Below are 26,767 nucleotides of genomic sequence, written 5' to 3'. Positions count from 1 at the left end.
AAAACAGGCCGCGTCACGCCCCTTTTAACTCTTTTCGGATTAAAGGCACCCCGACACGCAAAGCGCCGCAACGGATGGACGCCAATATAAGACCCATCTTTTGTTACTTAACCCGTACGCAAGCAGCATCAACGCCTCCACGACCTGTTCAGACACGCATTTTGATCATTAGCCCCATTGGCCGTTAGCCCGACGATGTGGCTGGGGATGGCTGTGGATGGGTGGTCTGCAATCCACAAGGGACGTACGGCATTGCGTGGCTAGGCCGGCGGCGGTTCAATCGCGTCATGGACAGTTTACGGATGATGACGCAGGCCCCTCTTGGGCCTGATGGCGGAGGGATGCCGCCGCGCAGCGTGGACGACCCCTCGAGGTTCTTCGTGCCGCACGAAGCGCAGCGTTCGGCTGCGCCCCATGCGTCTGCAATGGTGGCCGATAGCCCCGCGGCGACGCTGGTGACGTGTTCGTCGGCCAGCGGGGGAGTCGGCACGACGACATTGGCCGCGATGCTTGCATGGCAGCTGCGCCGCCGGCATGCCTCGGTGGCGTTGGTGGATGCCGATACCGCGGCCAACGGCGGCGGCCTCGACGTGCTGCTCGGCATCGAGCACGAGGAAGGCAAGCGGTGGCATTCCATCCACGCGCCGCTCGGCATGCTGGACGGCGCCGCGTTGACGGCGGAATTGCCGTGCTGGCAGGACGTGCATGTGCTGGCCTACCAGCCATGGGCCGGGCAGGCGCCGCGATGGTGGGAAGTGCAGGCGGCGCTTGAAGCGCTCGCCTCGGTCAATGCGGTGACCGTCGTCGATGCAGGGCATGGCACCGGCATCGACGAGGTGGATGCGTTGCGCAAGGGTCTGCATGTGGTCGTCGCCGAGCTGACGGTGCTGGGGCTGGCACGGGCCAAGGCCCATATGGAATGGCTCAAGGCGCTCACGCAGACGGTGCGCCGTTCCTCCGCTGCGGCGGACGCGCGCCGGCCGCCGCAGGAAGGCGCCATTCTTGCCGTTATCGGCGTCGACCCCACATCCTCGTCACGCCGGCGCGGAACGGTAAGCCTTGACGAGGCATGCGCGTACCTGGAATGCGATATCGCAGGTCCGGTACATGCGGATAGCCGGCTGTGCGGCGATCTGCTGGAAGGCCTTGGCATGTCCGGCATTCCGCGCCGCCATCGCACCGCCATCGAACAGGTGGCGCAGCAGGTGGATCGGGCGCTATGAGCGGGCGGATCATGCTCGGTCCGCTGGCGCCGTTGGCGGATTGCCCGTCGGTGACCGACATCATGGTGACGCCTGACGGCACCGTATGGGTCGATGCCGGCGACGGGGTGCAGCGGGCTGCTACGCCGTTCGCGCTGGAAGGGCCGCCGGTCGTCCGGGAGCTGGCCGTGCGCCTGTGCGCGCAGCTGGGCTGCCGCTTGGATGACGCGGCGCCAATCGCCGACGCCAGCACCGCCGACGGCTTGCGTCTGCATGCGGTGCTGGAGCCGCTGGTGCCGGAAGGCGCCTGCATTTCCATACGGTTGCCGGCTGCACGGCATATGTCGCTCGACGCGCTGGCGGCGCAAGGCCTGTGCCCTGAGCCATGGGTGGATGGACTGCGCCGCATGGTGCGTGCGCGGCGCAATCTGCTGATCGCAGGCTCGACGGGCAGCGGCAAGACGACGTTGCTGAAGGCGCTCCTTGCTGAATGCGCGCCCAGCGACCGCATCGTCGCCGTCGAGGAAGTGCGTGAACTGGATGGCGTGCCGCATCCGCACGTCGTCTCGCTGGCCGCGCGCAACGCGAATGCGGAAGGTGCCGGCGCCGTCAGCCTCGCCGACCTGGTCAAGGCGACGTTGCGCATGCGCCCCGACCGCATCATCGTCGGCGAATGCCGCGGCGAAGAGGTGGCCGATTTGCTGCGGGCGCTCAACACCGGCCATCGTGGTGCAATGACGACGCTGCATGCCAACGGCGTCGAGCAGGTGCCGGCGCGACTGCTCGGACTGGGACTGCTGGCGGGGCTGCCGCTGCAATCGCTGACGATGCTGGCGGCGCAGGCCTTCGATGCGGTCGTATTTGTGCAGCGACAGGGGCGTCGCCGCTTCATCGGCCAGATCGGCACGATCGACGTATGCGACGGGCGCTTGACGGGAACGGTCTGCGCCCGCTGGGACGGCCGGACGCTGTAGTCGACTTGGAAAAGGGGGAATTCAAGATTGGGATGGCTAGTGGGAGCGTTGGCTACCGCTGCATGGCTGTTGCTGCGGCGCCCGGCGCGGTGCATGGACTTGCCGGATCCGGCAACGCAGCCCGGCAACCTTGCGGGAGGCGCCGAAGAACGTCGGTGCGGCATTGATGCGGCGTTGCTTGGGCTATCGGGTTCGCTGGAGTCCGGCGCGGACCTGCATACCGCGTTTGCCTATGCCGGCTTGGGCTGCCACGTCGATTGCGAAGGCGCGATAGACGGCGAGCGCATCGAGGGGTGGCTGTGCGGCTGCCGGCGAAGCGACGAACCGCTGCCGGACGTCGTGCAAGCGGCCCGCGGCCTTGAAGCCGCACTGAGATTGGGGGAGCGGCTCGGCTGCAGCCACGCGCGCGGATGCCATGCGGTGCGCAAGGCATATGGCAGGCTTGCGTTGCGCAGGGACCTGCAGCGCAACGCCATGGCCGTTCCGAAGGCGACGGTACGGCTGCTCTCCGCGTTGCCCGCGCTTACGGTGCTGCTCGCGCAGGCGCTGGGTGCGCATCCGCTGGCGTTTTTGCTGGGAGGGACGCCCGGAGCGCTGTGCCTGGCAATCGGATTGGGCTGCTATGCCGCCGGACTGGCCTGGATGCGCATACTGCTCGACGAAGGGCATTGTGATGGCTAGCGGGTGGCCGTTCGTGGCGTTGGCGGCGTTGGGTGTCGCCGGCATGTTATGCAGGCGTCCATGCGATGCCAGATTGCGCGGGCTGCCGGCTGGCGGCGATTCGGGCGCCGACGGAACCGAGCGCCACGATGCGCAGGAGCTGGCGCCGGATGTGGCGATGGCGTTGATCGACGTGGCGCTCCAGGCCGGCCAGCCGATACCGCAGGCGCTGCAGGAAGCCGGCGCCGTGGTGGAAGGCGACGTCGGCCATGCGCTGGCCCAGGCCGGCGCGAGCCTGCTGGGCGGCGCGTCATGGGACGATGCATGGCAATTGGCTTGTGCAGGTTGCCGGCAGCCAATGCTGGAGGCATTGCGCGACGAGCTGCGGGATTCGTGGGAGCATGGCGTGCCCGCATGCACGCGGCTGGAAGGCGCCGTCGAACGCCTGTCCGTGCGCGAACGCATGGCCATCGAACGACAGGCTTCGAAGCTGTCGGTACGGCTGCTGCTGCCTATGGGCCTGTGTTTCCTGCCGTCGTTCGTGTGCATCGGCGTCATCCCCGCCATCGCCTCGTTCGCGCTGCAGTGAGCCCAGCGGATTCCAGCCACATCTCTCCTTTCCCCTTCCTCTCTTTCCCTCTTTCCCTCTTTCCCTCTTTCCCTCTTTCCCTCTTTCCCTCTTTCCCTCTCTTCCTCTCTTCCTCTCTTCCTCTCTTCCTCTCTTCCTCTCCCGCTTGTTTTTCGCTTCCCTCTCTCGGACTAGCTTTCCTTCCTCATGCCTCATTCGGCGTTTCGCCGGGGCTTCCCCGTGTTTGCAGTTATCCACAGGGGTGCGAAGCGGGTTGTGGATGACACACGTTGCCATCCACAACCCTTCTTCCTGGTGGCCCTCGAGGGCTTCCATGAGCGACAGTGGTAGGCATCCGGTTGCCGCCGGAAGCGTGTTCGGCCGACATGCACCCCAATGAACCTCATTGGCACTAGCAGAAAGGACAATGACAATGGAACTCTTGGTCCCCACCAACGAAGATGGGTGGCCAGCCGCAATGAAACGGTTTGGCGACCGGGTGCAGCGCTGGAACGATGCCGTGCGTCGCAGCGCCGTGCAATTCGATGCGCGCATGCGCATCCTTGAGGCGGAACCGGAAGAAGGGGCCGCCACCGCAGAATACGCAGTTGTTCTGGTGGCAGCTACCGGATTCGCGGCCGTGTTGGTCGCGCTCTTGAAGTCCGACACGGTCAAGGCATTGCTCACCAACATCATCCAGAACGCATTGAACGTGGGGTGATGGCGGTGAAGAGGCACGAGGACGGCCGCCAGGATGGCGACGAAGGGAGCGCAACGGCTGAATTCGCGCTGGTGCTCCCCGTAGTCGTCATGCTCGCCGCGCTCCTGCTGTACATGGCGCGCGCTTCGGTCGTGCGCATGGAATGCCAGGACGCGGCGGCGACCGCCGCCCGTGCCCTCGTAGTGAAAGGAGATGAGGCCGATGTCGCCTCCATAGTTTCAAACACAGCCGGCGCGGCGAGCAGCGTCGCCGTCAGCGGCGACGTAGACGCCACGTTCACCGTTACCGTGGCCTGCCCGGTCATTGCCGATCCATTGGGCGTCCTGCCGATGACCGTCGAGGGATCCGCCACTGGAGTGGCGCAATGAATCGCAAGCCGGGCAGCCACGGCGCCCAGGACGAAGGCAGCGGCACCGTTGCGGGTGCGGCGCTGGTGCTGGCTGCTGCCCTTTTGCTGGTGGCCATAGCCAGCGGCGCGGCCATTGTGGTCAACGTCATGGAAGCGCGCGATGCCGCCGACCTGGCGGCGCTCGCCGGAGCGAACGCCTTGTGGGATGGCGCCAGCGATCCTTGCGGACGCGCTGCGCAGGCCGCAAGCGCCAATGGCGCGCAGCTGCAGCAGTGCGAGCTGGACGCCATGGACGTTGTCGTTACGGTACGCCGTTCCACAGGCGTGGCGCTCCTGCCGGAAGCGGTCCGCTCATCGCGGGCAGGCCCCCGCGAGTGCGAAGCCCGCTAGCGAATGCGTGCATCGGAGCGTGTCGATGATTATCGTATTGCTTATGACAAGAGCAAAGACGATAGCCGTCATCGGCAACCCCACTTCGGCCAAGGGAAGCGGCGCAAAGGCCAGCCGCAAGGTCCGCGAACTGCTGGAAGCCGAAGGCCGGGACCACGGTTTCGTCGTCATCGACCTGACCGGGGGCAGCTTCGATGAATCGCTGCACAATGCGCGCAGCAGCTGGAACGAGTACGACTGGCTGGTAGTGGTGGGCGGCGACGGCATGATCTCGCTCGGGGTCAATGCCGTCGGCGGCACCGGCAAGCCGCTGGGCATCGTCGCAATGGGCTCGGGCAATGACTTCGCCCGAGGCCTCAAGCTGCCCGTCAACCGCCTGGAAACCGCCGTCGAAGGCATCGTCGGCGCCATCGTGCGCGATTGTCACATCGACGTCGATCTTGGCCATGTGACGTCGCTGCCCGGGGCGTGTGCCGTCGATACGAGCACCGGCAAGCCCTGCGAAGGCCAGCGGGCCATCGACCGCTATTTCGCCGGCATGCTGTCGTGCGGGCTGGACGCCAAGGTCAACGACCGGGCCAACCACTCGCACCTGCCCAACGGTTCGCTGCGCTACCTGGCCGCCGTCGTGCGCGAAGTGATGCATTTGAAGGAATACGGCTACACGGTTACCGCTACGCTTGCGGACGGTTCCGTGCATACCTACGATCTGCTCACGTCCATGCTGACGGTGGCCAATTCCCGCCATATCGGCGGCGGGATCGAGGTGTCGCCGTATTCGCTGTTCGCGGACGGCATGCTCGACCTGATCTGGCTCGAGCACAAGCCGACGCTGCGCGAATGCGCGCAGGCCGTCAAGCGGGCGTATGCCGGCCGGATCCTCAGCTGCCCGGTGCTCGGATGGCAGCGTGTGCGTTCGGTGACCATCGAACGTTCCTCCCAAGGGGAGGAGCCGCCGGTATTGATGGCCGATGGCGAGTACGTGGGCACGATTCCGGTGCAGGTATCGGTCGTGGACCGCGGACTGCGCATTCTGGTCCCGCCAGCCGTAGCCGAAGAGTTCGAAAACACTACCGAGGCGTCGGTCATCGAGGCCATCCGTCGCGATGGGCGCGACCCCCTTACCGGACGTTTCGTCGAGAACGGAGCGAAGTGAGGCCCACGCCACGCGTTTTGCGCGTCAGCGCGACGCATGGCGCGTTGCTTGGCGCTGCCGTCATGACGGGCTGGCGGTAGGTTAGAAACCGTAGGAAACCACACGAGGGAATCTAAGACTTATGGCATTAGCGTTGTATCGCCGGTATCGTCCGGACACGTTCGACCGCGTCATCGGCCAAGATCAGGTAACGGTCCCGCTGATGCATGCCCTTGACAACAACCGGCTCACCCATGCCTACCTGTTTTCAGGGCCGAGGGGATGCGGCAAGACCAGCTCGGCGCGCATTCTGGCGCGTTGCATCAACTGCGTCAAGGGCCCGACGTCGCATCCGTGCGGCGAATGCGACAGCTGCCGGGACCTGGCTACCGGCGGCCCAGGCTCCATCGACGTCGTCGAAATCGACGCCGCCAGCCACAACGGCGTCGACGACGCCCGCGAGCTGCGCGAACGAGCCGGATTCGCGCCTGCGCGCGACCGGTTCAAGATCTTCATCCTCGACGAAGCGCACATGGTTACGCAGCAGGGCTTCAATGCGCTGCTGAAAATCGTCGAGGAGCCGCCGGAACACGTCATGTTCATCTTCGCGACGACCGAGCCCGAAAAGGTCATCGGCACCATCCGCTCGCGTACCCACCATTACCCGTTCCGCCTGGTCCCGCAGGAAATCATGGGCCCGTATCTTGAAGGCATTTGCCAGGAGGAAGGCATCCAGCCTGAAGGAGGCGTGCTGAAGCTGGCGATGCGGGCCGGCGGCGGCTCCGTGCGTGACACGCTGTCGGTGCTGGACCAGCTGATGGTCGGCGCCGAGGATGGCGTCATCGCCTACGATTCCGCGGTGGCATTGCTGGGCTTTACGCCGGACGTGCTGATCGACGAAGCCATGGACGCGCTCACGTCGAACGACGGTGCCGCGCTGTACGGGGTGATCCAGAAGGTCGTGGTCGGAGGGTTCGACGGACGGCGTTTCGTCGAGGACCTGCTGGCCCGCGTACGCGACCTCCTTGTCATCGCCATCAGCGGCGATGAAGCGGCGCAGGTGCTTGGCGACGACATGGCCGACCGGCTTGGCGCGATGCGCCAGCAGGCCGATGAGCTGGGACTGCCGATGCTGACGGCGATGGCCGAAACGCTTGACGAGGCGCTGGCGTCGATGAGCGGCGCCGTTTCGGGCCGCATGCGCCTGGAGCTGCTTGCGGCGCGCCTGATGGCGGGACGCGAGCTAGGCTTTGCCATTGCCGGTGCGCAGGGCGTACCGGCCGCAGCGGCGCCCCCTGCCTCGACGGCCGTCTCCAAGGAACAGGCCATGGCGGCCGCTCAGGCACAGGGCGGTTTCATCGGCGCGAAGAAGGCGGCAGCCCCGCAGCAGCATACGCCTGCCGCCCAATCCGACGCAGAGTCCTCTTCTTCTCAGGCTACCGGAGCGGGCCATGGCTCCCCGACGCCGGCCGCCCCGGCTCCTGCAGCCATCCCCGAGCGCCAGACAGTGCAGGCGACGGCCGCTGCGCAGCAGCCTTCGGCCCCGGCGCAGCCTCCGGCTCCGGCATCGGCTGCAGGGGCAGGCGTACCCGCAGCGTCCCAGGACTCCGCCCAGCCGGCCGCGCACGGCGAAGGCGCTTCCGTCGATGAGCGATGGGACGCCATCGTGGCCGCATTGCCGGCTGATGCCCAGCGCTATGTCAACCGCGCCAAGGTGCCCCGCGTCATGCTTGCTCCCGACAAGGCCAGCGGCCGGGAACGGCTGTGGATCAAGTTCGACAAGCCGGTCAGCAAATACGCCTTCGCGCTTGCCGTCATCAACGACCCCATTTCCGGAACGATGAGCCTGCCGGACATCATGCGTGCGCGCGTGCGCGAAACGTTCGGCGAACGCGTACAGCTGGCCCCCACCGAGAAGATGGCCGACGGCCAGAAGGCCCCGGCGTTCAGCAAGCTCGACCCCGCTCGCCAGCAGCAGGTGAAGGCGCAGGTGGCGCAGGCCAGCCTGCAGGAAAAGATGGGGCTTGCCCTGCGGGGGGATGCGTCCGCGTCCAACCAGTCCGGCCATACCGTCGCGTCCGCGTCGCCGTCGACTGCGAGCAGCCGTTCCACGCCGGCAGGCTCATCCGCCTCCGGCGCAGCCGACGACGAGGAGGATCCATGGGCGGCCAGCGCCGAGCAGATCGGACGGATGCAAACGCATTTCGGGCAGCCCGCGAACCCGGCGCCCCAGCCGGCGCATGCGCCGGCGGCGGAGCCGAAGCGCGTGCCGGTTCCCGATCCGGATGACGACGAGGACCCATGGGCGAACCCGCCCGCTTCCCAGGCGCATCACGACGAAGCCAAGGCGCCGGCGCAGGCGCAGGCCGATCCATGGGAGCATGTCGAACCGGCCGCCGCATCCTCCGGGTGGGGGGCGCATGTGCCTGCAGCGCCGGCCGAGCCGGAGCCGGAAGAACCGGTGGCGCCTGAGGAAGACGTCTATTCATTGAGCGACCAGTCGCTGGAAAGCGCCGGCGAAATGGGGCTTGACGAGCTCAAGGAGATCTTCGAGGTGAAGAAGGTCGAGACGTTCGCGCCTGACGACCCGAAGAACCCGAAGAACATGCACGCGCGGAAGGGCGAGTTCGAATAGCGCACAGCGCCCTCAAGGCGCCAGGAGGAAACTGATATGGCATTGGCATACGATGGCGCCATCCAGCGCCTGATCGACGCGTTCGCCGCATTGCCCGGCATTGGCCCGAAGGGCGCGCAGCGCATCGCCTTCTACCTGCTTTCGGCGTCCCGTGAGGAAACCGACCGCCTGGTGGAGGCCATTACCGAGGTCAAGGACAAGGTGACGTTCTGCGAAATCTGCGGGAACGTCTGCGAGCACAGCCCCTGCGCGATCTGTTCCGACCCGCGCAGGGACCATTCGCTCATCTGCGTCGTCGAAGAGCCCAAGGACGTCATGAGCATCGAGCGCACCCGCGAATACCGGGGGCTCTACCATGTGCTTGGCGGCACGATCAACCCGATGGCCAACGTCGGGCCGTCCGACCTGGCGATCGCGTCGCTGCTGCAGCGGCTGCAGGGCGACGAAGTCAAGGAAATCATCGTGGCGCTCAACCCGAACATCGAGGGCGAGGCGACGACGACGTACCTGAGCCGGCTGCTCACGCCCCTGGACGTGAAGGTCACGAAGCTCGCCAGCGGCCTGCCGGTAGGCGGCGACCTCGAGTACGCCGACGAAATCACGCTCTCGCGCGCGCTCGCCGGACGCCGGGAAGCGTAGCCGCGGTTTTCGTATCGTGGGAGGGCCGCGCTGCAGACGCGTAGCATACCCTTATAATCGTCCTGTTTGCGTACACTTTGGCGTGAGAACGCTATTTCCGTATGACAGATTGGATTGCTGTGGCTCTTATCGTGCAGAAATACGGCGGCTCTTCGGTCGCCGACGCCGATTCGATCAAACGCGTAGCGCGAAGGATTATCGAGACCAAGAATGCTGGCAACGACGTTGCCGTCGTCGTGTCGGCGATGGGGGATACCACCGATGACCTCATCGACCAGGCGATGAGCATCGATTCCGATCCGCCGGCCCGTGAAATGGACATGCTGATGACGGCTGGCGAACGCATTTCCATGAGCCTGCTCGCCATGGCTATCCACGCCGCCGGTTCGCATGCCTATTCGTTCACCGGCTCGCAGGCCGGCTTCATGACGGACGCCCAGTTCGGCGCCGCACATATCAAGGCGGTCAATCCTGACCGCGTGCGCCGTGCCCTTGGCAAGGGCAGCGTAGCCATCGTCGCCGGCTTCCAGGGCCGTGACGGCAATGGCGACGCGACCACTCTCGGCCGCGGCGGTTCCGATACGTCCGCCGTGGCGCTGGCCGTGGCGCTGGGCGCGGATATCTGTGAAATCTATACCGACGTCGACGGCGTCTTCACCGCCGACCCGCGCATCGTGCCGACGGCCCGGCGCATTCCGGTCATTGGCTACGAAGCCATTCTGGAAATGGCGTCGTGCGGCTCCAAGGTGCTTGCGCTGCGCTGCGTGGAGTACGCGCAGCGTTTCGGCATGCCGCTGCATGTGCGCAGCTCCTTCTCGCACCGCCCCGGCACCCTTGTGATTCCCGATGGCGTGGACCCGTCCACGCTTCCGAACATTGCCTGACTGTAAGGATTGGAGAGAGCAATGAACGAAGACAAGTCGCTAGGGGACCTCTTCCCCGATCTGGGCCAGGAAACGCCCATCATTTCCGGGGTCGCGCATGACCGCACCGAAACGCTCGCCACCGTGCGCGGCGTTCCCGACGAGCCGGGCATGGCCGCGAAGGTATTCAAGTGCCTGGCCGAAGCGGACGTGAACATCGACATGATCGTGCAGGCGGGCGCATCCACCGGCACGGCCGACATCTCCTTCACGCTGCCGGGCTCGGCCGCCGCCAAGGTGCAGGACGTGCTGCTGGAGCACCAGGAGGAGCTGGGCTACGAGTCGTTCGACGTCAATCCGAACGTCGGCAAGGTGGCCGTCGTCGGCGTGGGCATGAAGACCCATTCCGGCCTGGCCTCGAAGTTCTTCCAGGCGCTGAGCGACGAAGGCATCAACGTGCTGATGATTTCGACGTCGGAAATCCGCATCGCCGCGCTCGTCCCGCTGCCGCAGCTCGACGCCGCCGTCAAGGCGCTCCATACCGCCTATGGCCTAGACGCTGATCAGGTGGAAGCGGTGGTCTATGGCGGCACCGGCCGCTAATCCGCAAATGTTGGAAAGCGAACAAGAGAAGGATAGGAAATAACCAAAATGGCACACATCAATGAACGCGGCGTGAACGTTGCAGTCCTTGGCGCCACCGGCCAGGTGGGCATGGTCATGCGCCGGGTGCTCGACGAGCGCGACTTCCCGGTCAAGGACCTGCGTTTCCTGGCATCCGCGCACTCGGCAGGACAGGTCCTGCAGTGGCGCGGCCACGACATCGTGGTGGAGGACGTCGCCACCGCCGACCTGAGCGGCATCGATATCGCCATTTTCTCCGCCGGCGGCGGCACCAGCCGCCAGTGGGCGCCCAAGTTCGCCGAGGCCGGCGCCTACGTCATCGACAACTCCTCGCAGTGGCGCATGCATGACGACGTGCCGCTCGTCGTGGCCGAAGTCAACCCGGACGACCTCGACGACATCCCGTCTCGCATCGTCGCCAACCCCAACTGCACGACGATGGCCATCATGCCCGTCGTCAAGCCGCTGGCCGATGCGTTCGGCCTCAAGCGCCTGATCGTCAGCTCCTACCAGGCGGTGTCCGGCGCCGGCCGCGCCGGGGTCGAACAGCTGATGAACGAGGCGAAGGCCGCCGTGGAACAGGGCGCCGACAAGCTCGTGTTCGGCGGCGACGCCATCGACTTCCCGGAGCCGACGAAGGTCGCCCGCACCATTGCGTTCAACGAAGTGCCGTTCATCGGCTCGATTGTCGACGATGGTTCGGAAGAGACCGACGAAGAGCAGAAGCTGCGCAACGAAAGCCGCAAGATCCTGCATCTGCCCGACCTCAAGGCGTCGTGCACTTGCGTGCGCGTCGGCGTCTTCACATCGCACGGCATGAGCGTCAACGCCGAGTTCGAACGCGACGTGACGCCGGATGAAGCCCGTGAGGTGCTGGCCAACGCCGAGGCCGTGGAAATCGTCGACATCCCGACCGCGCAGCTGGCCGCCGGCAAGACCCCGAGCTTCGTGGGACGTATCCGCCAGGACCAGGCCGTCGACGGCAAGAAGGGCCTTGCGTTCTTCGTGACCAACGACAACCTGCGCAAGGGCGCGGCGCTCAACGCTGTCGAACTGGCCGAGATCGTCGCGAAGAAGCATTTCGCAGACCAGCTCTAGGAAAAGCGGCGCGTCCACTCCGCCGGCGGCTTGTGCTATCGATGGCCGCCGGCGGACGCGCTAAGCTGTAAATCATGTCACAGGCATCGAATGAAGCGCGCAGGCAGCTGGACCGCATCGTCGCATTGGGGTACCCGGACGTTGCCGACATGAGCGCCGCAGCGTTCCGCGCCCTTGCGGAGCCGCTGATCCGCGCGCTGGAGGGCAGCGACCTGGGCTCGCGCCTCCTGCTGGTGCCGACCCGTGAGCTCGTTTCCCCTGAATCGCTGATCGCGCGCACGTCGATCAACCGCATGGCCGGCTTTACGACGATGCCGCCGCGCGATATCGCCAGCTTCGTGCCCCAGAAAGGCTTCGAGCCTCCGGAGGGGCCCTTCTACCTGGTCGTCGAACCCCACACCGGTACCTGCTATGTCAACCGCGAACCCGATGTGGCGCGCAAGCTCATCGACTCCGACGAGCGCACGCCGCTGACGCTGGAGGAGGGGCTCGCCATCGCTACGCAGCACCCTGAATGGCTGCTGGAAAAGAACGGATTCAACCTGCTAGGCTCGCGCAGCAACGATGGGCGCGTGCCGAGCATCTGGCTGAGCCAGAATGCGCCGCGGCTAGGGGCCGTCTGGCCGAATTCGCGCCATACATGGCTGGGCAATGCGTACTGTTTGGGGCGGCGCGGCGTTTCGCTATTCGCGTGATGGCCGACGCTTGCGACCACACTATGAACTCCGCTTTGACATGTGGAATCCGGGCGTTTATTCCAAGGTTATGTCGGTAGGATGGAAGAGCCGCTCTCTAACCGCTGAAAACCGGGTAGGGAACGGCGTAGCTGTCTCTACACCGACCAACCATCGCCAAGCGTATTTGAAGAAGGAGGAGTGATGGGTCAGGATCAATCATCTGTATTTGATCTCGCTGCGGTCGCCGCGGCATCCAACGGAGGGAACAATGACCCGCTGCTGCCCCCGGCCCGTTTCATTGGATCGCCACAGAAGCCCAGCGCGATGCCCTACACGAAGTACGTTGCCTACGACAAGCAGGTTCCGTTTGACTATCCCGAGCGTACATGGCCCGGCAAGCGCCTGGCGCGAGCGCCGCGCTGGTGCTCGGTCGACCTGCGCGACGGCAACCAGGCGCTGGTCAACCCGATGGATTCCGAACGCAAGCTGCGTTTCTGGAACCTCCTCGTCGACATGGGCTTCAAGGAAATCGAAGTGGGCTTCCCGAGCGCTTCGGAAACCGACTACGATTTCATCCGCATGCTCATCGAGCGCGAGCTCATTCCCGACGACGTAACGATCGTCGTGCTCACCCAGGCCCGCGAGCACCTTATCCGCAAGACCTATGAATGCCTCAGGGGCGCGCGCCGCGCCATCGTGCACTTCTACAATTCCGTCTCCGTGCTGCAGCGCGAAGTGGTGTTCCGCAAGGACCGCGAGGGCATCAAGAAGCTCGCTACCGACGCGGCGGCCCTGTGCAAGGAGCTTGAAGGCGACGCCGACGGCACCGACCTGTACTACGAGTATTCGCCCGAATCCTTTACCGGCACCGAGCCCGACTACGCCGTCGAGGTGTGCAACGCGGTCATCGACGTCATCAAGCCTACGCCTGAACATCCGATGATCATCAATCTGCCCGCCACCGTGGAGATGACGACGCCGAACGTATTCGCCGATGAAGTGGAATACGTGTCGAACAACCTCGCCGACCGCGACGCGGTCGTGCTGTCGCTGCACCCGCACAACGACGAAGGCATGGGCGTGGCCGCGGCCGAACTGGGCATCCTTGCCGGCGCCGACCGCATCGAGGGATGCCTGCTGGGCAATGGCGAGCGTACCGGCAATGTCGACCTCGTGACGCTGGGGCTCAATTTCCTCACGCAGGGCATCGATCCGCAGCTCGACCTGTCGAACGTGCCGGAAATCCGCAAGACGGTGGAATACTGCAACCAGATCAAGGTGTCTGAACGCCACCCGTACGCCGGCAATTTCGTGTTCACCGCGTTCTCCGGCTCCCATCAGGACGCCATCAAGAAGGGCCTTGAGGCCCGTGAAGCGGCCGCTGCGGCAGCCGGCGCCGAACTCGACAACTTCGTGTGGCTCGTGCCATATCTGCCCATCGACCCCAAGGATGTCGGCCGCTCCTACGAAGCGATCATCCGCGTCAACTCGCAGTCGGGCAAGGGTGGCATGGCCTACCTGCTCAAAGCCAACCACAATCTCGACCTGCCCAAGCGCCTGCAGATTGAGTTCGACCGCGTCGTGCAGGCCCATGCCGACGCCACGAAGAAGGAAGTGACGGACGGCGATATCTGGCGCCTCTTCAAGGACGAATACCTGCCGGTCGAGGAAAGCGGCGCGACGAGCGCAGGCCATGCAGTTTCCGACGTGCACGACGAAACCCTCGAGCAGTGGGGGCGCCTGAAGCTGCTCAAGGTCGCCGTGTCCTCTGGCGAGGACGGGTCCGATACCGAACTCACCGCCAAGGTGCTTGACCGTGGCCTGATGCCGGGCAAGGAAGAGGCGGTGGAGCGCCGCATCACCGGCCATGGCAATGGGCCGATCGCCGCGTTCCTCGATGCCGTCGGCTCCTTCGGAGTCAAGGCCCGCGTGCTCGACTACGCCGAGCATACGATGGGCGTAGGGTCCGATGCGATGGCGGCTTCCTATGTGGAGTGCGAAATCGGCGAAGACGCCGAAAAGCGCGTGCTATGGGGTGTCGGCATCGACTCGTCGATCATTACGAGCTCGCTGAAGGCCATTATTTCGGCCATCAACCGTTCGGTGCGCTAAGCATCTAAACGCACGGCAAAGGGCCCCGCGACGAGCATTCGTCGCGGGGCCCTTTGCGTTGCCGCCTAGGACGTCACCGGATGGAGCGGGACGTCACCATGCGCAGCCGGATGCCACCGGTTTTCTGTGCATCTGGCCGCCATTGTCATCGACATCGCCATGCGCAGCCGGACATCACTTGGTGGAACCGGTGGTCTGGTTCTGCGCCTGGGGTTCCTCCGTCGCCGTCGAGGTGGACGGTTGCGGCGCCGGGGCGGTCGTCGTTTCCGGCTGGGTCGGCGTCTGGGTCGGCGTCTGCGAAGGCGTGGCCGTTTCGGAGGGCTGGGCGGACTGCGTCGTATCGTCGCCGTCGCCCGAGCCGCTGGTGCTCGTCGTCTCCTGATCGGTCGAGTCGTTCTGGTTCTCCGTATTCGTCGACGTCCACGGTTGCGTGGTGGTCGACGACGACCTGCTGCCACCAAGGCCCCAATCGCCGTCAGGACCGCCGATCTTGCCGGTGTCCTCGGCCGTCGGGAAATCGATGACTTCCTGGCCCTCGAGCGCCTGCGACATGAATTCGCTGAACAGGTGCGCTGGGTATCCAGTCGATGTCACGCCGTAGCCGGCGAAGGAAGGCACCACCTGCGCACTGCCGTCCTCGCCTGGATTCCAGATGGCCCAGACGTTGAGCAGCTGTGGCGTATAGCCGACGAACGAGGCCGCCGTCTCGTCGTTGGCGGTACCCGACTTGCCCGCTACCTGCCGTCCCACGGTCGCCTGGACCGTCGGGGCCGTGCCGCCGGTGGTCGTCGTGCCCAGCATGGCCTTCTGCACCAGCGCGCAGTCATTGGCATCGAACACCTTCGTCGCGTCGGACTTGGCCTTATAGAGCTCCTTGTCGTCCTTCGTGACCGACGAGACGATGTGGAGCGTGTTCTTCGTGCCGTTGTCGGCGATCGTCGAATGGCCTTGCGCAAGGTCCCAGGCGGTGATCGAATTGATGCCGAGGATGTTGTACAGCGTGTTGGCATCGACGTCGCCGGTAATGCCGGCCTCCTTGACGATTTCCGCGTAGCGCTGCGACGTCAGATGCTCGTTAAGGTTCATGAACACCGTGTTGACGGACTTGGCGGTAGCCGTGTAGAGGTTGATGCTTCCATAGCTGTATCCCAGCGCGTTGGGCACCTGGGCGTAGACGCCTGGCTGCGTTTCGAACGTCAACCCGGAATTGCCGTTGAACAGCGTGCTGAAGCTCACGTCGTCCTGCGCCGCGCCGAGCAAGCCGAACGGCTTCATCGTCGAGCCAGGCTGGAACGTGGCCTGCGTGGCGTTGTTGAGCTGGTGGGCCAGGTAGTCCGAACCGGCATACATCGCCTTGACGGAACCGTCGCGCGGGTCGACGGCTATGCCGCCGATCTGGATGCTGTCGGGCATGTCCTCCGGCCTCGTGTCGCCCACCGTCTGGATTTCCGACTGCATGTCCTTGTCAAGGGTGGTGATGACCTTGTAGCCGCCGGTTTCCAGCTCGTCCTTGGTAAAGGCCCCGCTGTCAACGAGTTCGTTCTCCACCGTCGACAGCAGGTAGCCGTTGGCGCCGGCGAAGTCGTTGCCGAGCGCGTATTCCTTCACCTCGGGGAACTTCGCTTGGGAAGCCTGCTCGTCAGTGAGGTATCCATCCTCCTTCATGATGCGGATGACACGGTCGAAACGCTCTTCGGCCTTGTCCTTGTCGACGGCCGGGTCCCAGCTGCTCGGCGCGGGGATGATGCCGGCGAGCATGGCGGATTCCGACGGCGTCAGGTCCTTCGCGTCCTTGCCGAAATACGCCTGGGCGGCCGCCTGGATGCCGTAGGCTCCGCGCCCGAAGTAGATGGTGTTCATGTAGTTGCACAGCACGGTGCCCTTATCCTGCGACTGGGCGATCTTGATGGCCAGGATCGCCTCGCGCAGCTTGCCTGAATAGCTGGTCGTTTCGCCGAGGTAATACCTCTCGACGTACTGCTGGGTAATCGTCGAGCCGCCCTGGCGCGAGCCGGTGGTGAGGTTGTTGTACAGCGCACGGGCGATGCCGCCGATGTCTATGCCCTTGTTGGTATAGAAGCTGCGGTCTTCGGAGGCGACAATGGAGTCGCCTACGTAGCTGGGGAGCACCGAGCAGTCGATGATTTCGCGGTTCTGCTCCTCGAACGACCCGATTTTCGTGGTGCCGTCGGAATAGTAGACGGTCGTCTTTTCCGAGAGGGCCATGCTCTCGGGCTGCGGGATGTCGGTGGTGGCGTACAGGTATGCGAATACGCCGATGCCCAGGGCCAGGATTCCTCCGATGACGCCCAGGAGGATTTTCCACCACAGGCCTTTTTTCTTGCCGTTCTTCTTCTTTTTGCCGTTCTTCGGCTTCTGGCTGCGGCGATGGGCGCCGGAGCCGGTCTTGGCACGGGTGGTACTGCTGCGGCTGGTCCGAGGACCGTTGCCGTTCGGACTCGAGCTTGCGGTTCTTGCTTGTGAAGCCATGCGTTCCACGGTAATAGCCGCACCAGAAAAAACGCTTAGGCGATTGGGTGGAAATTGTCAAGGCGACGTCCGTTTTCGCGCTCGCTGCCTGTTTTCCGCGGCTTAGGCTATCTTTTCCGTACAACCTCCGGTAACCAAAGGGGGTTCGAGAAGGTATGCTTAAGGATTGACAACACGACAAGCAACATAGAGGAGTCGTTTAGATGAGCATTCGCGTGGCTATTGCAGGCGTGGGCAATTGTGCTTCATCCCTGGTGCAAGGTGTGGAATACTACAAGGACACCAAGGATGAGGACAAGATCCCGGGCCTGATGCACAACAACTTCGGCGGCTACCGCGTCGGCGACATCGAGTTCGTCACCGCGTTCGACGTGGACTCCGAAAAGGTCGGCAAGGACCTTTCCGAAGCCATTGGCGCCTCGCAGAACAATACGATCAAGTTTGCGGACGTGCCGAACCTCGGCGTTGAGGTGCTGCGCGGCCCGACGTATGACGGTCTGGGCGAATACTACCGCCAGATGATCACCGAATCCGACGCGGAGCCGGTGGACGTCGCCCAGGTCCTGCGCGACAAGAAGGTCGACGTCCTCGTGTCCTACCTGCCCGTCGGCTCCGAAGAGGCCGACAAGGCGTATGCCCAGGCTGCCATGGATGCCGGCGTGGCCTTCGTGAACTGCCTGCCGGTCTTCATTGCTTCGGACCCCGAATGGGCCCAGAAGTTCCGTGACGCCGGCGTGCCGATCGTCGGCGACGACATCAAGAGCCAGGTCGGCGCCACCATCACCCACCGTGTGATGGCACGCCTGTTCGAGGACCGCGGCGTGCGCCTCGACCGCACCTATCAGCTCAACGTCGGCGGCAACATGGATTTCATGAACATGCTGCAGCGTTCGCGCCTGGAGTCCAAGAAGATCTCCAAGACGCGCGCCGTGACCTCGATCGTGCCTCACGAGATGGATGACTACAACGTGCATATCGGGCCGTCCGACTACGTCGCATGGCTCGATGACCGCAAGTTCGCCTTCGTGCGCCTGGAAGGCACCACGTTCGGCGATGTGCCGCTGAACCTGGAATACAAGCTTGAGGTGTGGGATTCCCCGAACTCGGCCGGCATCGTCATCGATGCCGTGCGCGCCGCCAAGATCGCCCTTGACCGTGGCCTGGCTGGCCCGGTGCTCGCGCCGAGCTCCTACTTCATGAAGTCCCCGGCCGTCCAGCATGAGGACAACGAAGCGCGCCAGCTGGTGGAGGACTTCATCGCCGGCAACGTGGAAGCCACCGAAGAGCAGCTCAATGCCGATGTGGCCGCTGCCAAGGCCGCCGGCAAGGACGTGTGGAAGGCCTGATTGCCTATCCTCCGAAGCCTGGAAGAAAGCCCGCATCGCCTTGATGGCCTGCGGGCTTTCCCTTTGGTCGAGGCATGGTGTACACTGGCTTGTGCCTCCACGCGGCGTTATGTCACCCAAACCCCCCAGGGCAGGAATGCAGCAAGGGTAAGTGGCCTCTGGCGGGTGCGTGGAGGTTTTCCATTTCCTTTCCACCTCCCGGGCAATTTTTGGCTTCGTAAACGGCAGGCCCTACAGTCTTAGACTATGAGCGACGTACAGCACCCCACTGGGCCCTCGGACCCGCAGACCACCGGCAATGAGGCCGGCGGCACCCAATGGCAGCCCCTGCTGGCACACGAACCGTTACCGGCTGCCCCTGCACCTGCTCGGCAGCCGCAGCGTGACAGCATGCAGTCGACGTTTACCGATGAAGCCCTCGCCGAGGACCTGGAAGAGGGCCTGGCCAAGGCCGATCCGCTCACGTTCAGGCCGCGCCGTTCAAGCGTGGCGCTGTGCGTGGCGTTCGGCGTGATGTTCCTGCTGATGGCCGCCGGGGCGTACCGGCTTGGCGTGCATACGGTGCTGGGGCAGGCCTATGAGGATCAGGTCTTCGGCACATACAAGACGTCAAGCCCCGCATTCCTGCAAGCTGCTGGCGCCATGGTGGCCTCTTCCCTCGTCGTCTTCATCGCCAGCGGCGTTGTGGGCGTGGCGGCGGCCGTCGCGGCCATCGTGCGCAAGCGGTGGTGGCTGCTCGGGCAGCTCGCCGTGTTCGCCCTGGTCTGCCTGGCTGCGGCGCGCATGCTCAAGCCGTTGCTGCCGCGGCCGTTCCTGGTCAACATCGAGTCGTCGACGGCCAATTCGGCTCCCTCCGGCCACGTCATGCTCGCGGCAGCCGCGTCCATCGCGCTGGTATGCGCGGTGCCGCACATGCTGCGTGCGTTGTGCGCGGTGCTCGGGGGCGCCTTCACGGTGGCGGTGTCGTGCTCGGTCATCATGGAGCAGTGGCACCGTCCCGCCGACGTGGTCATGGCCATGCTGATTGCCGGGGGCGTGGCGTTGCTGGCCATGGCCTTCACGCGCAATACCGGCATGGATGCCCCCGGCACCCGCGTATCGTCGCCGAGCGTGCAGATCGTGGGCAGCGCGCTGATCACGCTGGGCGTGTGTGCCTACGCCTATGCGGCCTATGCCATCTGGCAGATTGCGGATGGGCTGCAACTTGACGCCGCATGGACCTTCCAGGCGGCCGATAACTCGACGACGGCACTGGTCGTCGGCACCGCCTGCCTGGTATTCGGCTTGGTGCTGGCCATGCGCCAGCTTACCGCCTCGCCTCTGAGCCGGCTTGGGCTGATCGGTGCCCCGCCGGCGCCTCCCCAGAAGCGTTGAAGGGGCTGACCGCAGCCTTTCGCAACGCGGGAAAAGGCCATTTTGCGCCCATTCTGAGTAATATGACGTGCGAAAGTCCCGTCACGCTTGAAGTTGAAGGAGAAAAAACATGACGCATGGCAGCAAGCTGGTCATTGTGGAGTCTCCCACCAAAGCCAGGAAAATAGGCGGGTATTTGGGGGATGACTATACCGTCATGGCATCGGTAGGGCATATCCGCGATCTTGCGCAGCCCAGCCAGATACCTGCCGATGAGAAGCAGAAGTTCGGCAAGTTCGGTGTCAATGTCGACGATGGCTTCGAGCCCTACTACGTCATAGGGCAGGACAAGAAGAAAACCGTGGCCGATTTGCGGGCGGCCCTGCGCAATGCCGATGAACTCTACCTGGCAACCGATGAGGATCGCGAAGGGGAAGCGATTGCGTGGCATCTGGTACAGACGCTCAAGCCGAAGGTCCCGGTCAAGCGCATGGTGTTCCACGAAATCACGCCGGAAGCCATCAAAGCGTCGCTGTCCAATACGCGCGATGTAGATGCCAATATGGTCGACGCGCAGGAAACGCGCCGCATTCTCGACCGTCTGTATGGCTATGAGCTTTCGCCGGTGCTATGGCGCAAAGTAGGCCCTGGGCTGTCCGCCGGCCGCGTGCAATCGGTGGCCACGCGCCTGATCGTGGAGCGCGAGCGCGAGCGCATGGCATTCGTGCGCGCAGCCTACTGGGATGTCACGGCCACGCTGTCTGCAAGCGCACTGGACGGTCAGGACGGTTCATTCGACGCGCGCATGGTGGCGCTCGATGGCCATCGGGTCGCCGGATCCAAGGACTTTGCCGACAACGGGCAGCTGACCGAATCCGCTGCCGCCGAGGGCGTCGCGCTCGTCGGCGAAGCGCAGGCGCGGGCCATTGCCTCGGCCTTGCAGGGTGCCCCGTTCGCGGTGGATTCGATGGACACGAAGCCGTACCATCGTCGTCCGCAGCCGCCGTTCACCACCTCGACGCTGCAGCAGGCCGCAGGCAACCGCCTGGGCATGAGCTCGCGCCAAACGATGCGCGCTGCGCAGGGGCTCTATGAGAACGGCTTCATTACCTACATGCGTACCGATTCGGTGACGCTGAGCCAGGAGGCCATCCACGCGGCGCGCAAATCGGTGGAAGGTCTCTATGGCGCGCAGTACCTTTCCGACAAGCCGCGCCAGTACGCCACGAAGACGGCCGGCGCGCAGGAAGCCCATGAATGCATCCGCCCTGCCGGTTCGCATTTCCGTGATCCTTCCGAACTGGCGTCGCGCGTGCCGCCGGACCAGCTCAAGCTCTATACGCTGATCTGGCAGCGTACCCTGGCCTGCCAGATGGCCGACGCTTCCGGCTCCACCGCCACCGTCAAGCTTTCCGCATTCGCCGAGGGGCATGGGCGCACCATGTTCCAGGCGTCCGGCACCGTCATCGAGTTTCCCGGCTTCCTGAAGGCCTATGGCGATGGCAGCAAGGCGAAGCAGGGCGATGAGGCGTCGTTGCCGCCGATGGCGCCAGGCGACGAGCTGAAGGCCACCGACGTGCAGCCGGACGGCCATGAAACGCAGCCGCCGGCCCGGTATACCGAGGCTTCGCTTGTCAAGACGCTGGAAGCCAAGGAAATCGGCCGTCCGTCTACCTACGCCAGCATCATCTCGACGATCATCGACCGCGGCTACGTGTATGAGCGCGGACGGGCGCTGATTCCGTCATGGCTGGCCTTCGCTGTCGTCAAGCTGCTGGAAACGAAATTCCCCAAGTACGTGGACTACCAGTTCACGGCCGACATGGAGAACGGGCTTGATGAAATCGCCCATGGTCGCGAAAGCCGCAACGACTGGCTGACGCGCTTCTACTTCGGCTCCGGAAACGGGGCCGCGCAGTCGCAGGACGAAGCGCATGCCGGTTTGCAGCAGCAGGTGGCGCAACTAGGCGAAATCGACGCACGCGCCATCAACACCATCGAAATCGGCGACGGCATCAATGTGCGCGTAGGCCGCTATGGCCCGTACCTGGAGGATACCGAACAGCTCGGGGCGGACGGCAATCCCCGCCATGCCTCCATTCCGGATACGCTGGCTCCCGACGAGCTGACGGTAGCCGAAGCGCGGGCGTTGCTGGACAGCAATGCCGGAGGTCCGCGCGTGCTGGGGACCGATCCGGCGACCGGCGGCACCGTGGAGGTCCGGCAAGGCCGTTTCGGCCCCTATGTGGCGCTGGTGGAACCAAAGACCGACGGAGCTGCCGCGGCGAAACCCAGGATGGCTTCGCTGTTCAAGTCGATGCAGCCTGAAACGGTGACGTTCGAAGACGCCATGAAGCTGCTGTCGTTGCCGCGCACGCTCGGTTCCTATGAGGAAGCCGACGAGAAGACCGGTGAAACGCAGGCCGTCACCGTTACCGCCAACAACGGCCGCTATGGCCCCTACCTGACCAAGACCGGGGCCGATGGCAAGTCGGACACGCGGTCGCTGGGCAGCGAAGAGGAAATCTTCACCGTCGATCTGGCCAAGGCGCAGGAGCTGTTCCAGCAGCCCAAGTATGGGCGGCGCCGCGGCTCCGCCAAGCCGCCGCTGCGCGAACTGGGCAACGATCCGTCCAACGGCAAGCCGGTGACGATCAAGGAAGGCTTCTACGGTGCCTACATCACCGACGGGGAGACCAACCGTTCGCTGCCCAAGCAATACGACCCGAAGACCATTTCGGCCGAGGATGCCTTCCGGCTGCTGGCTGAGAAGAGGGCTGCTGGGCCGTCCAAGCGCGGCCGCAAGGGCGCTGCGAAAAAGACGGCCAAGGGCGGCGCCAAAGCCTCGAAGGCAGCCAAGGCAGCGCCCAAGAGCGCAGCGGCCCAGGCCCGCGAAGAGCGCAGGGCGAAGGTGAAGGAGCTGGCCGCCCAGGGGTGGGCCAATACCCGCATCGCCAAGGAAGTGGGCTCTACGCCCGCGACCGTCAAGAACGACGTCGAATGGCTCGAGGCCAACGAAGGGTTCAAGCGCCCTCCGGTCATCGTGGCGCGATGAACGCGTAGGGGAATGCCTGGCCGGCGCACTCGTGCAGAGCGCCGGCCAGGCATCGTCTTCTTCGGTGCCGGAGGAACGGCAGCGGGCGGTTGTCTGCATGGCGTCTTCTGCCTGCGCAACGCCGGGCAGGGCGCGCCTGCCGTGCAGCGCGGCGTTGCTACCATAGAGAAAAGGTTCGGGAAGGCGGGGATCATGGAGCACGCAGGCTTATTCATTACGTTCGAAGGCGTCGATGGCGCCGGCAAGAGCACGCAGGCGCGCCGTCTGGCTGAATACTGGCGCAACCAGGGCCGTGAAACGGTGCTGACCCGCGAGCCCGGAGGGACATCCTTGGGCTGCACGTTGCGCAAGATGGTGCTGGACCCCGCCGAAGGCGAAGGAAGCATCGCGCCTCGGGCGGAGGCGTTGCTGTTCGCCGCCGACCGCGCCCAGCATGCGGCACGGGTCATCATGCCGGCGCTGCAGCGTGGCGCCGTCGTCATCTCCGACCGCTATTTCGACTCGTCGGTAGCATATCAGGCCGGCGGCCGGGAACTGGACGGCGATGAAATACGCGAGTTGAGCCTGTGGGCCACCAATGGCCTGGTGCCGCATCGTACCTATCTGCTTGATATCGACCCGTCGGTATCGCATCAGCGGCTCAGCGGTCCGGAAGACCGCATGGAAGCGGCCGGCGACGGCTTCCAGCAGCGTACGCGCGAAGCGTTCCTTGCGATGGCGCGGCGTGAGCCGGCGCGGTTCATGGTGCTGGATGCCACGCGGCCCAAGGACGAGGTGGCCGCGCAAATCGAACGCGACAGCGTCATGTTGGCCACGATGGCCACGCCGCGCAGCGAATCGGTGGAGCAGGTCGCCGCGCGCAGGGAACGCAACGGAAGCGGGGAGCGGTCATGAGCGTTTGGGATTCGCTGGTTGGCCAGCAGCGGGCCGTGGGGCAGTTGCGCGCGGTCGCCAATGGCGATCCGTCCGGCATCGCGCAGTCATGGCTGATCTGCGGACCTCCCGGATCTGGGCGTTCCAACATGGCGCGCGCCTTCGCCGCCGCCCTGGAAAGCGACGACCATGGCGAAGGCGACGAGCCCACCAAGACGGCGCAGCTGGTGCTCAACGGCACCCATCCGGATGTGACGGTACTGGCTACCGACAAGGTGACCATCGGCATCCGCGAAGTGCGCGACCTCGTCGAGCAGTCCGAACAGGCTCCCGCAACCGCGCCCTGGCGCATCATCATCATCGAGGACGTCGACAGGATGCTGGAACGCACCACGAACGTGCTGCTCAAGGAAGTGGAGGAGCCAAGCCCGCGCACGATATGGATCCTGTGCGCGCCGAGCCCGCAGGACGTACTGCCGACGATTCGTTCACGCACCCGCATCGTCAATCTGGCCGTTCCCTCGACGCGGGACGTCGCGGCATACCTGGAAACGCAGGTCGGCATCGAAAGCGCGCTGGCGGCCCGTGCCGCGCGGCTGGCGGAAGGCCATATCGGGGTGGCGCAGCTGTATGCGCAGGATTCGCAGGTGCTGGCCGACCGCGACGAGCTGGTGGTGGGCGTATTGGGCCTTTCGCGCGCCTCGCAGGCCGTGCTGCTTGCCGCAACGCTGAACGATACGGCCAAAAGCCAGGCCCAGGCGGACGTGGAACGCGCCAGCGAACAGCGGCAACGTGAATTCCGGCATCTGCAGGGGCTGGATGACGATGAGCCGGTGCCTGCAAAGCTGCGCGGGGCATTCAATCAGCTGGCCAAGAAGGACGAGCTGAAGCGCCAGGCGACGCGCCGCACGCGCGATGTGCTTGACCGCGCCCTGAACACCATCGCGAGCGTATACCGCGATGTCGCCGTACTGCAGAACGGGGCGGAAGAGGAAGTGGGCCTGGTCAACCGCGAGAACCGCAGCGCCATCGCCGCGCTGTCGGCGCGCCTGACGCGCCAGGCGGTGGTGGAACGGCAGGATGCGGTGGAGACGGCGCGCCGCCGCCTCGCCGGCAACGGGAACCCGGTACTGGTTTTCGAAGCGCTGTTCTGCTCCCTTATCGCCTAGCGGATCTTGCCGAATGCCGGAAAACGGAGAATCGCCAGACGGGTTCACCGTCCTCTGGCTGTGCGTGTAGGGGCAGCTGCGAACAACAACCTGTCCGGCGAATCCGACCGCGCCTCTGGCTGTGCGTGTAGGGGCAGCTGGCACCAGGCCATGCCCGTGTGCCGCTGGCTGTTTCTGTAAGGGGAGGCTGATCGCGAACCCGATGCGGGTGGAACCGGCAGCCCGGAGGGACTGCCTGCACGGGCAGGGGCAGCCGGCCCCTTATTGCACGCTGGCGGCTGCGCCCTGCGCATCGCTGCCGGCGGTGGACTGCCGGATAACCAGGTCGCAGGCAAGCGCCACCTGCGCCGCCTTGGAGGCGCCCTGCTCGATCAGCCTCAGCGATTCGTCGACGATGCGTTCGAACGGCGGTTTCAGCGTGGTCAGCCCGGCCGCTGGCGGGGCCGCGTTCCCGTTGCCGATGACCATGACCTCGTTGGGCACGTCCAGCCCCATGGATGCGCATGCGAGGACGACGCCATGGGCGACGGCGTCGCTGGAGCAGATGACCGCATCCGGATGGCTCTCGCGGAACAGCGTGCAGGCCGAGCGGAATCCCCGGTCGAGGGTGTCGTCGCCGAACTCGTTCCATTGGCTGGTGGTCGTCAGGCCGAACGTGCGGATCTGCGTATGGAGCATCGCCACCTGCTCCGCCTCTTCGAACGAATGGGCCTGCGTGCCCAGATAGGCTACCGTCGAGGCGCCGCGGCTGGCCAGATGGGCAATGGCCTGCTCCATGGCCAGCACGTTGTCGAGCGACACCTGGCTGGTGGAGAGCATGCGCTTGCCGTTGCCGATGCCGACGATGGGCACCGTCTGGGCATGGCGCTCCAGCACGCGCGACAGGTCGATGCCGGGCGTCTCGACGTAGATGAGCCCGTCCACGTTGCGCGCCATCAGCGATTCGATGCGCGAGGCCTGCAGTCCCTGCGTTGCCCCGACGCCTAGCAGTAGCTGGGTCTGGCGGTCGTCCGCGGCGGGTTCCAGGGCGTCGAGCAACTGGGCGCAGAAGGGGTCGGTGGCGCTGGGGATGACCAGGCCGATGGTCCTGGTGCCGGCCCCGCGCAGGGAGCTGGCGGCGTAGTTGACCGAATAGTTGAGCTGTTCGGCGGCTTCGCGCACGCGCCGGGCCAGCTCGTCGTCCTTCTGGCGCTTGCCCGACAGCACGCGGGAGACGGTGGCGATCGATACATTGGCCAGCGCCGCTACATCGGTAATGGAACTGGACGCGGCCGGCCGCGCCGAGCCGTTGTATTGACGTACCATGTCGTGCCTCTCCCTCGAATGCTTGGCGTCCGTCTTTACACTATCCAAGCAAAAACCGTCCGCCGAAAGGCGGACGGTTGAAAAAATCCAGAAAATCTTTTCAGCGTGCAGCTTACTCGGCAGCCAGAAGAATGGAAACGAGTTCGTCGGCGACGGCTTCGGCGTTGTCGCCTTCCACGGTGACGGTCACGTTGTCGCCCTGCTTGACGCCCAGTCCCATGACGGACAGGATGGAGTTGGCGGCCACGGGGGCGCCGTCGCCCTTGGCGATGGTGACGTTGGCGCCGGATGCGCCGGCCGCCTGCGCGAACTGCGCTGCCGGACGGGCGTGGATGCCGACGGGGTCGTTGATGACGGTGGTACGGGTTGCAGTTGCCATGAAAGCACTCCTTTGCGCGCGAAATACCTATGTAGGGCCGTTGCCGCAGCCGCGGGCATGGGAAGCGACGCGTACCGCAGGTCGCTACGGCATCCGTCATTCCCGCAGCCAAGGGCACGCGGGCTGGCGAACGATTCAAGCATAGCGCTT

General features: G+C 65.0%; 23 protein-coding genes and 1 other RNA gene. 21 read left to right on the top strand and 3 right to left on the bottom strand.

Annotation, left to right across the window (positions count from 1 at the left end; genetic code table 11):
* Positions 1-287: 287 nt before the first annotated feature.
* From AC1AXT_RS07050 to leuA, 15 genes are all read left to right on the top strand, one after another.
* Positions 288-1,223, top strand: coding sequence for a P-loop NTPase (locus tag AC1AXT_RS07050; RefSeq protein WP_476540862.1), 936 nt, complete (start codon positions 288-290; stop codon positions 1,221-1,223).
* Complete coding sequence (locus AC1AXT_RS07045; protein ID WP_476540860.1) at positions 1,220-2,176, top strand: CpaF family protein; 957 nt, start codon at positions 1,220-1,222, stop codon at positions 2,174-2,176. The genes AC1AXT_RS07050 and AC1AXT_RS07045 overlap by 4 nt, the downstream gene beginning before the upstream one ends.
* A 48-nt stretch (positions 2,177-2,224) precedes the next feature.
* Positions 2,225-2,857 carry a Flp pilus assembly protein TadB gene (locus AC1AXT_RS07040; protein ID WP_476540858.1) on the top strand — a complete coding sequence of 211 codons (633 nt, stop codon included), beginning with the start codon at positions 2,225-2,227 and terminating at the stop codon, positions 2,855-2,857.
* A 73-nt stretch (positions 2,858-2,930) separates the two neighbouring features.
* Positions 2,931-3,425, top strand: a complete 495-nt coding sequence (locus tag AC1AXT_RS07035; protein ID WP_476552924.1) for a type II secretion system F family protein — start codon at positions 2,931-2,933, stop codon at positions 3,423-3,425.
* A 412-nt stretch (positions 3,426-3,837) separates the two neighbouring features.
* Complete coding sequence (locus AC1AXT_RS07030) at positions 3,838-4,125, top strand: DUF4244 domain-containing protein (RefSeq protein ID WP_476540853.1); 288 nt, start codon at positions 3,838-3,840, stop codon at positions 4,123-4,125.
* Between the two features lie 5 nt (positions 4,126-4,130).
* The gene (locus tag AC1AXT_RS07025; protein WP_476562614.1) at positions 4,131-4,493 is read left to right on the top strand and encodes a TadE family protein; all 363 of its coding nucleotides are present in this window, start codon (positions 4,131-4,133) and stop codon (positions 4,491-4,493) included.
* Positions 4,490-4,864 (top strand): Rv3654c family TadE-like protein, encoded by a 375-nt coding sequence (locus AC1AXT_RS07020; RefSeq protein WP_476540850.1) that lies wholly within the window; start codon positions 4,490-4,492, stop codon positions 4,862-4,864. The genes AC1AXT_RS07025 and AC1AXT_RS07020 overlap by 4 nt, the downstream gene beginning before the upstream one ends.
* Before the next feature lie 43 nt (positions 4,865-4,907).
* Positions 4,908-6,020, top strand: coding sequence for a diacylglycerol/lipid kinase family protein (locus AC1AXT_RS07015; RefSeq protein ID WP_476540848.1), 1,113 nt, complete (start codon positions 4,908-4,910; stop codon positions 6,018-6,020).
* Between the two features lie 121 nt (positions 6,021-6,141).
* Positions 6,142-8,634: a DNA polymerase III subunit gamma/tau gene (dnaX, locus tag AC1AXT_RS07010; protein ID WP_476540846.1), complete on the top strand. Its 2,493-nt coding sequence runs from the start codon at positions 6,142-6,144 to the stop codon at positions 8,632-8,634.
* A gap of 36 nt (positions 8,635-8,670) precedes the next feature.
* Entirely contained in the window at positions 8,671-9,273 is a 603-nt protein-coding gene (gene recR, locus AC1AXT_RS07005) for a recombination mediator RecR (RefSeq protein ID WP_476540845.1), read from the top strand.
* 119 nt (positions 9,274-9,392) lie between these two features.
* Positions 9,393-10,157 carry an aspartate kinase gene (locus tag AC1AXT_RS07000; protein WP_476540885.1) on the top strand — a complete coding sequence of 255 codons (765 nt, stop codon included), beginning with the start codon at positions 9,393-9,395 and terminating at the stop codon, positions 10,155-10,157.
* 21 nt (positions 10,158-10,178) lie between these two features.
* Positions 10,179-10,739, top strand: a complete 561-nt coding sequence (locus AC1AXT_RS06995; RefSeq protein ID WP_476540843.1) for an ACT domain-containing protein — start codon at positions 10,179-10,181, stop codon at positions 10,737-10,739.
* A gap of 48 nt (positions 10,740-10,787) precedes the next feature.
* Positions 10,788-11,858, top strand: a complete 1,071-nt coding sequence (locus AC1AXT_RS06990; RefSeq protein WP_476540841.1) for an aspartate-semialdehyde dehydrogenase — start codon at positions 10,788-10,790, stop codon at positions 11,856-11,858.
* Positions 11,859-11,932: 74 nt separating this feature from the next.
* Entirely contained in the window at positions 11,933-12,553 is a 621-nt protein-coding gene (locus AC1AXT_RS06985; protein ID WP_476540839.1) for a DUF5701 family protein, read from the top strand.
* 183 nt (positions 12,554-12,736) lie between these two features.
* Positions 12,737-14,647: a 2-isopropylmalate synthase gene (gene leuA / locus AC1AXT_RS06980; protein ID WP_476540837.1), complete on the top strand. Its 1,911-nt coding sequence runs from the start codon at positions 12,737-12,739 to the stop codon at positions 14,645-14,647.
* A gap of 174 nt (positions 14,648-14,821) precedes the next feature.
* On the opposite strand, the gene AC1AXT_RS06975 is transcribed toward leuA, so the two are convergent.
* Complete coding sequence (locus AC1AXT_RS06975) at positions 14,822-17,137, bottom strand: transglycosylase domain-containing protein (protein WP_476540835.1); 2,316 nt, start codon at positions 17,135-17,137, stop codon at positions 14,822-14,824.
* Positions 17,138-17,340: 203 nt separating this feature from the next.
* On the opposite strand from AC1AXT_RS06975, the gene AC1AXT_RS06970 reads away from it, so the two are divergent.
* From AC1AXT_RS06970 to AC1AXT_RS06945, 6 genes are all read left to right on the top strand, one after another.
* Positions 17,341-18,483 (top strand): inositol-3-phosphate synthase, encoded by a 1,143-nt coding sequence (locus AC1AXT_RS06970; RefSeq protein WP_476540833.1) that lies wholly within the window; start codon positions 17,341-17,343, stop codon positions 18,481-18,483.
* An 88-nt stretch (positions 18,484-18,571) separates the two neighbouring features.
* Positions 18,572-18,668, top strand: an RNA gene (gene ffs / locus AC1AXT_RS06965) — signal recognition particle sRNA small type.
* A 61-nt stretch (positions 18,669-18,729) separates the two neighbouring features.
* Entirely contained in the window at positions 18,730-19,857 is a 1,128-nt protein-coding gene (locus tag AC1AXT_RS06960; protein WP_476540831.1) for a phosphatase PAP2 family protein, read from the top strand.
* Positions 19,858-19,966: 109 nt separating this feature from the next.
* Positions 19,967-22,891: a type I DNA topoisomerase gene (gene topA / locus AC1AXT_RS06955; protein ID WP_476540829.1), complete on the top strand. Its 2,925-nt coding sequence runs from the start codon at positions 19,967-19,969 to the stop codon at positions 22,889-22,891.
* Between the two features lie 192 nt (positions 22,892-23,083).
* Entirely contained in the window at positions 23,084-23,785 is a 702-nt protein-coding gene (gene tmk, locus AC1AXT_RS06950) for a dTMP kinase (RefSeq protein WP_476540827.1), read from the top strand.
* On the top strand, positions 23,782-24,933 hold the full coding sequence (locus AC1AXT_RS06945) for a DNA polymerase III subunit delta' (protein ID WP_476540825.1): 1,152 nt from the start codon (positions 23,782-23,784) through the stop codon (positions 24,931-24,933). Before tmk ends, AC1AXT_RS06945 begins: the two co-directional genes overlap by 4 nt.
* A gap of 261 nt (positions 24,934-25,194) precedes the next feature.
* On the opposite strand, the gene AC1AXT_RS06940 is transcribed toward AC1AXT_RS06945, so the two are convergent.
* Together AC1AXT_RS06940 and AC1AXT_RS06935 are read right to left on the bottom strand one after the other, a co-directional pair.
* Entirely contained in the window at positions 25,195-26,238 is a 1,044-nt protein-coding gene (locus AC1AXT_RS06940) for a LacI family DNA-binding transcriptional regulator (RefSeq protein WP_476540823.1), read from the bottom strand.
* A gap of 112 nt (positions 26,239-26,350) precedes the next feature.
* A complete protein-coding gene (locus tag AC1AXT_RS06935) occupies positions 26,351-26,617 on the bottom strand; it encodes an HPr family phosphocarrier protein (protein ID WP_476540821.1) in 267 nt (88 codons plus the stop codon).
* Between the last annotated feature and the right edge of the window lie 150 nt (positions 26,618-26,767).

Source organism: Bifidobacterium sp. LH_450 (assembly GCF_056356715.1).
The sequence above is the reverse complement of the archived record's forward strand: the minus strand, read 5'-3'. Positions and strand labels throughout refer to the sequence as shown.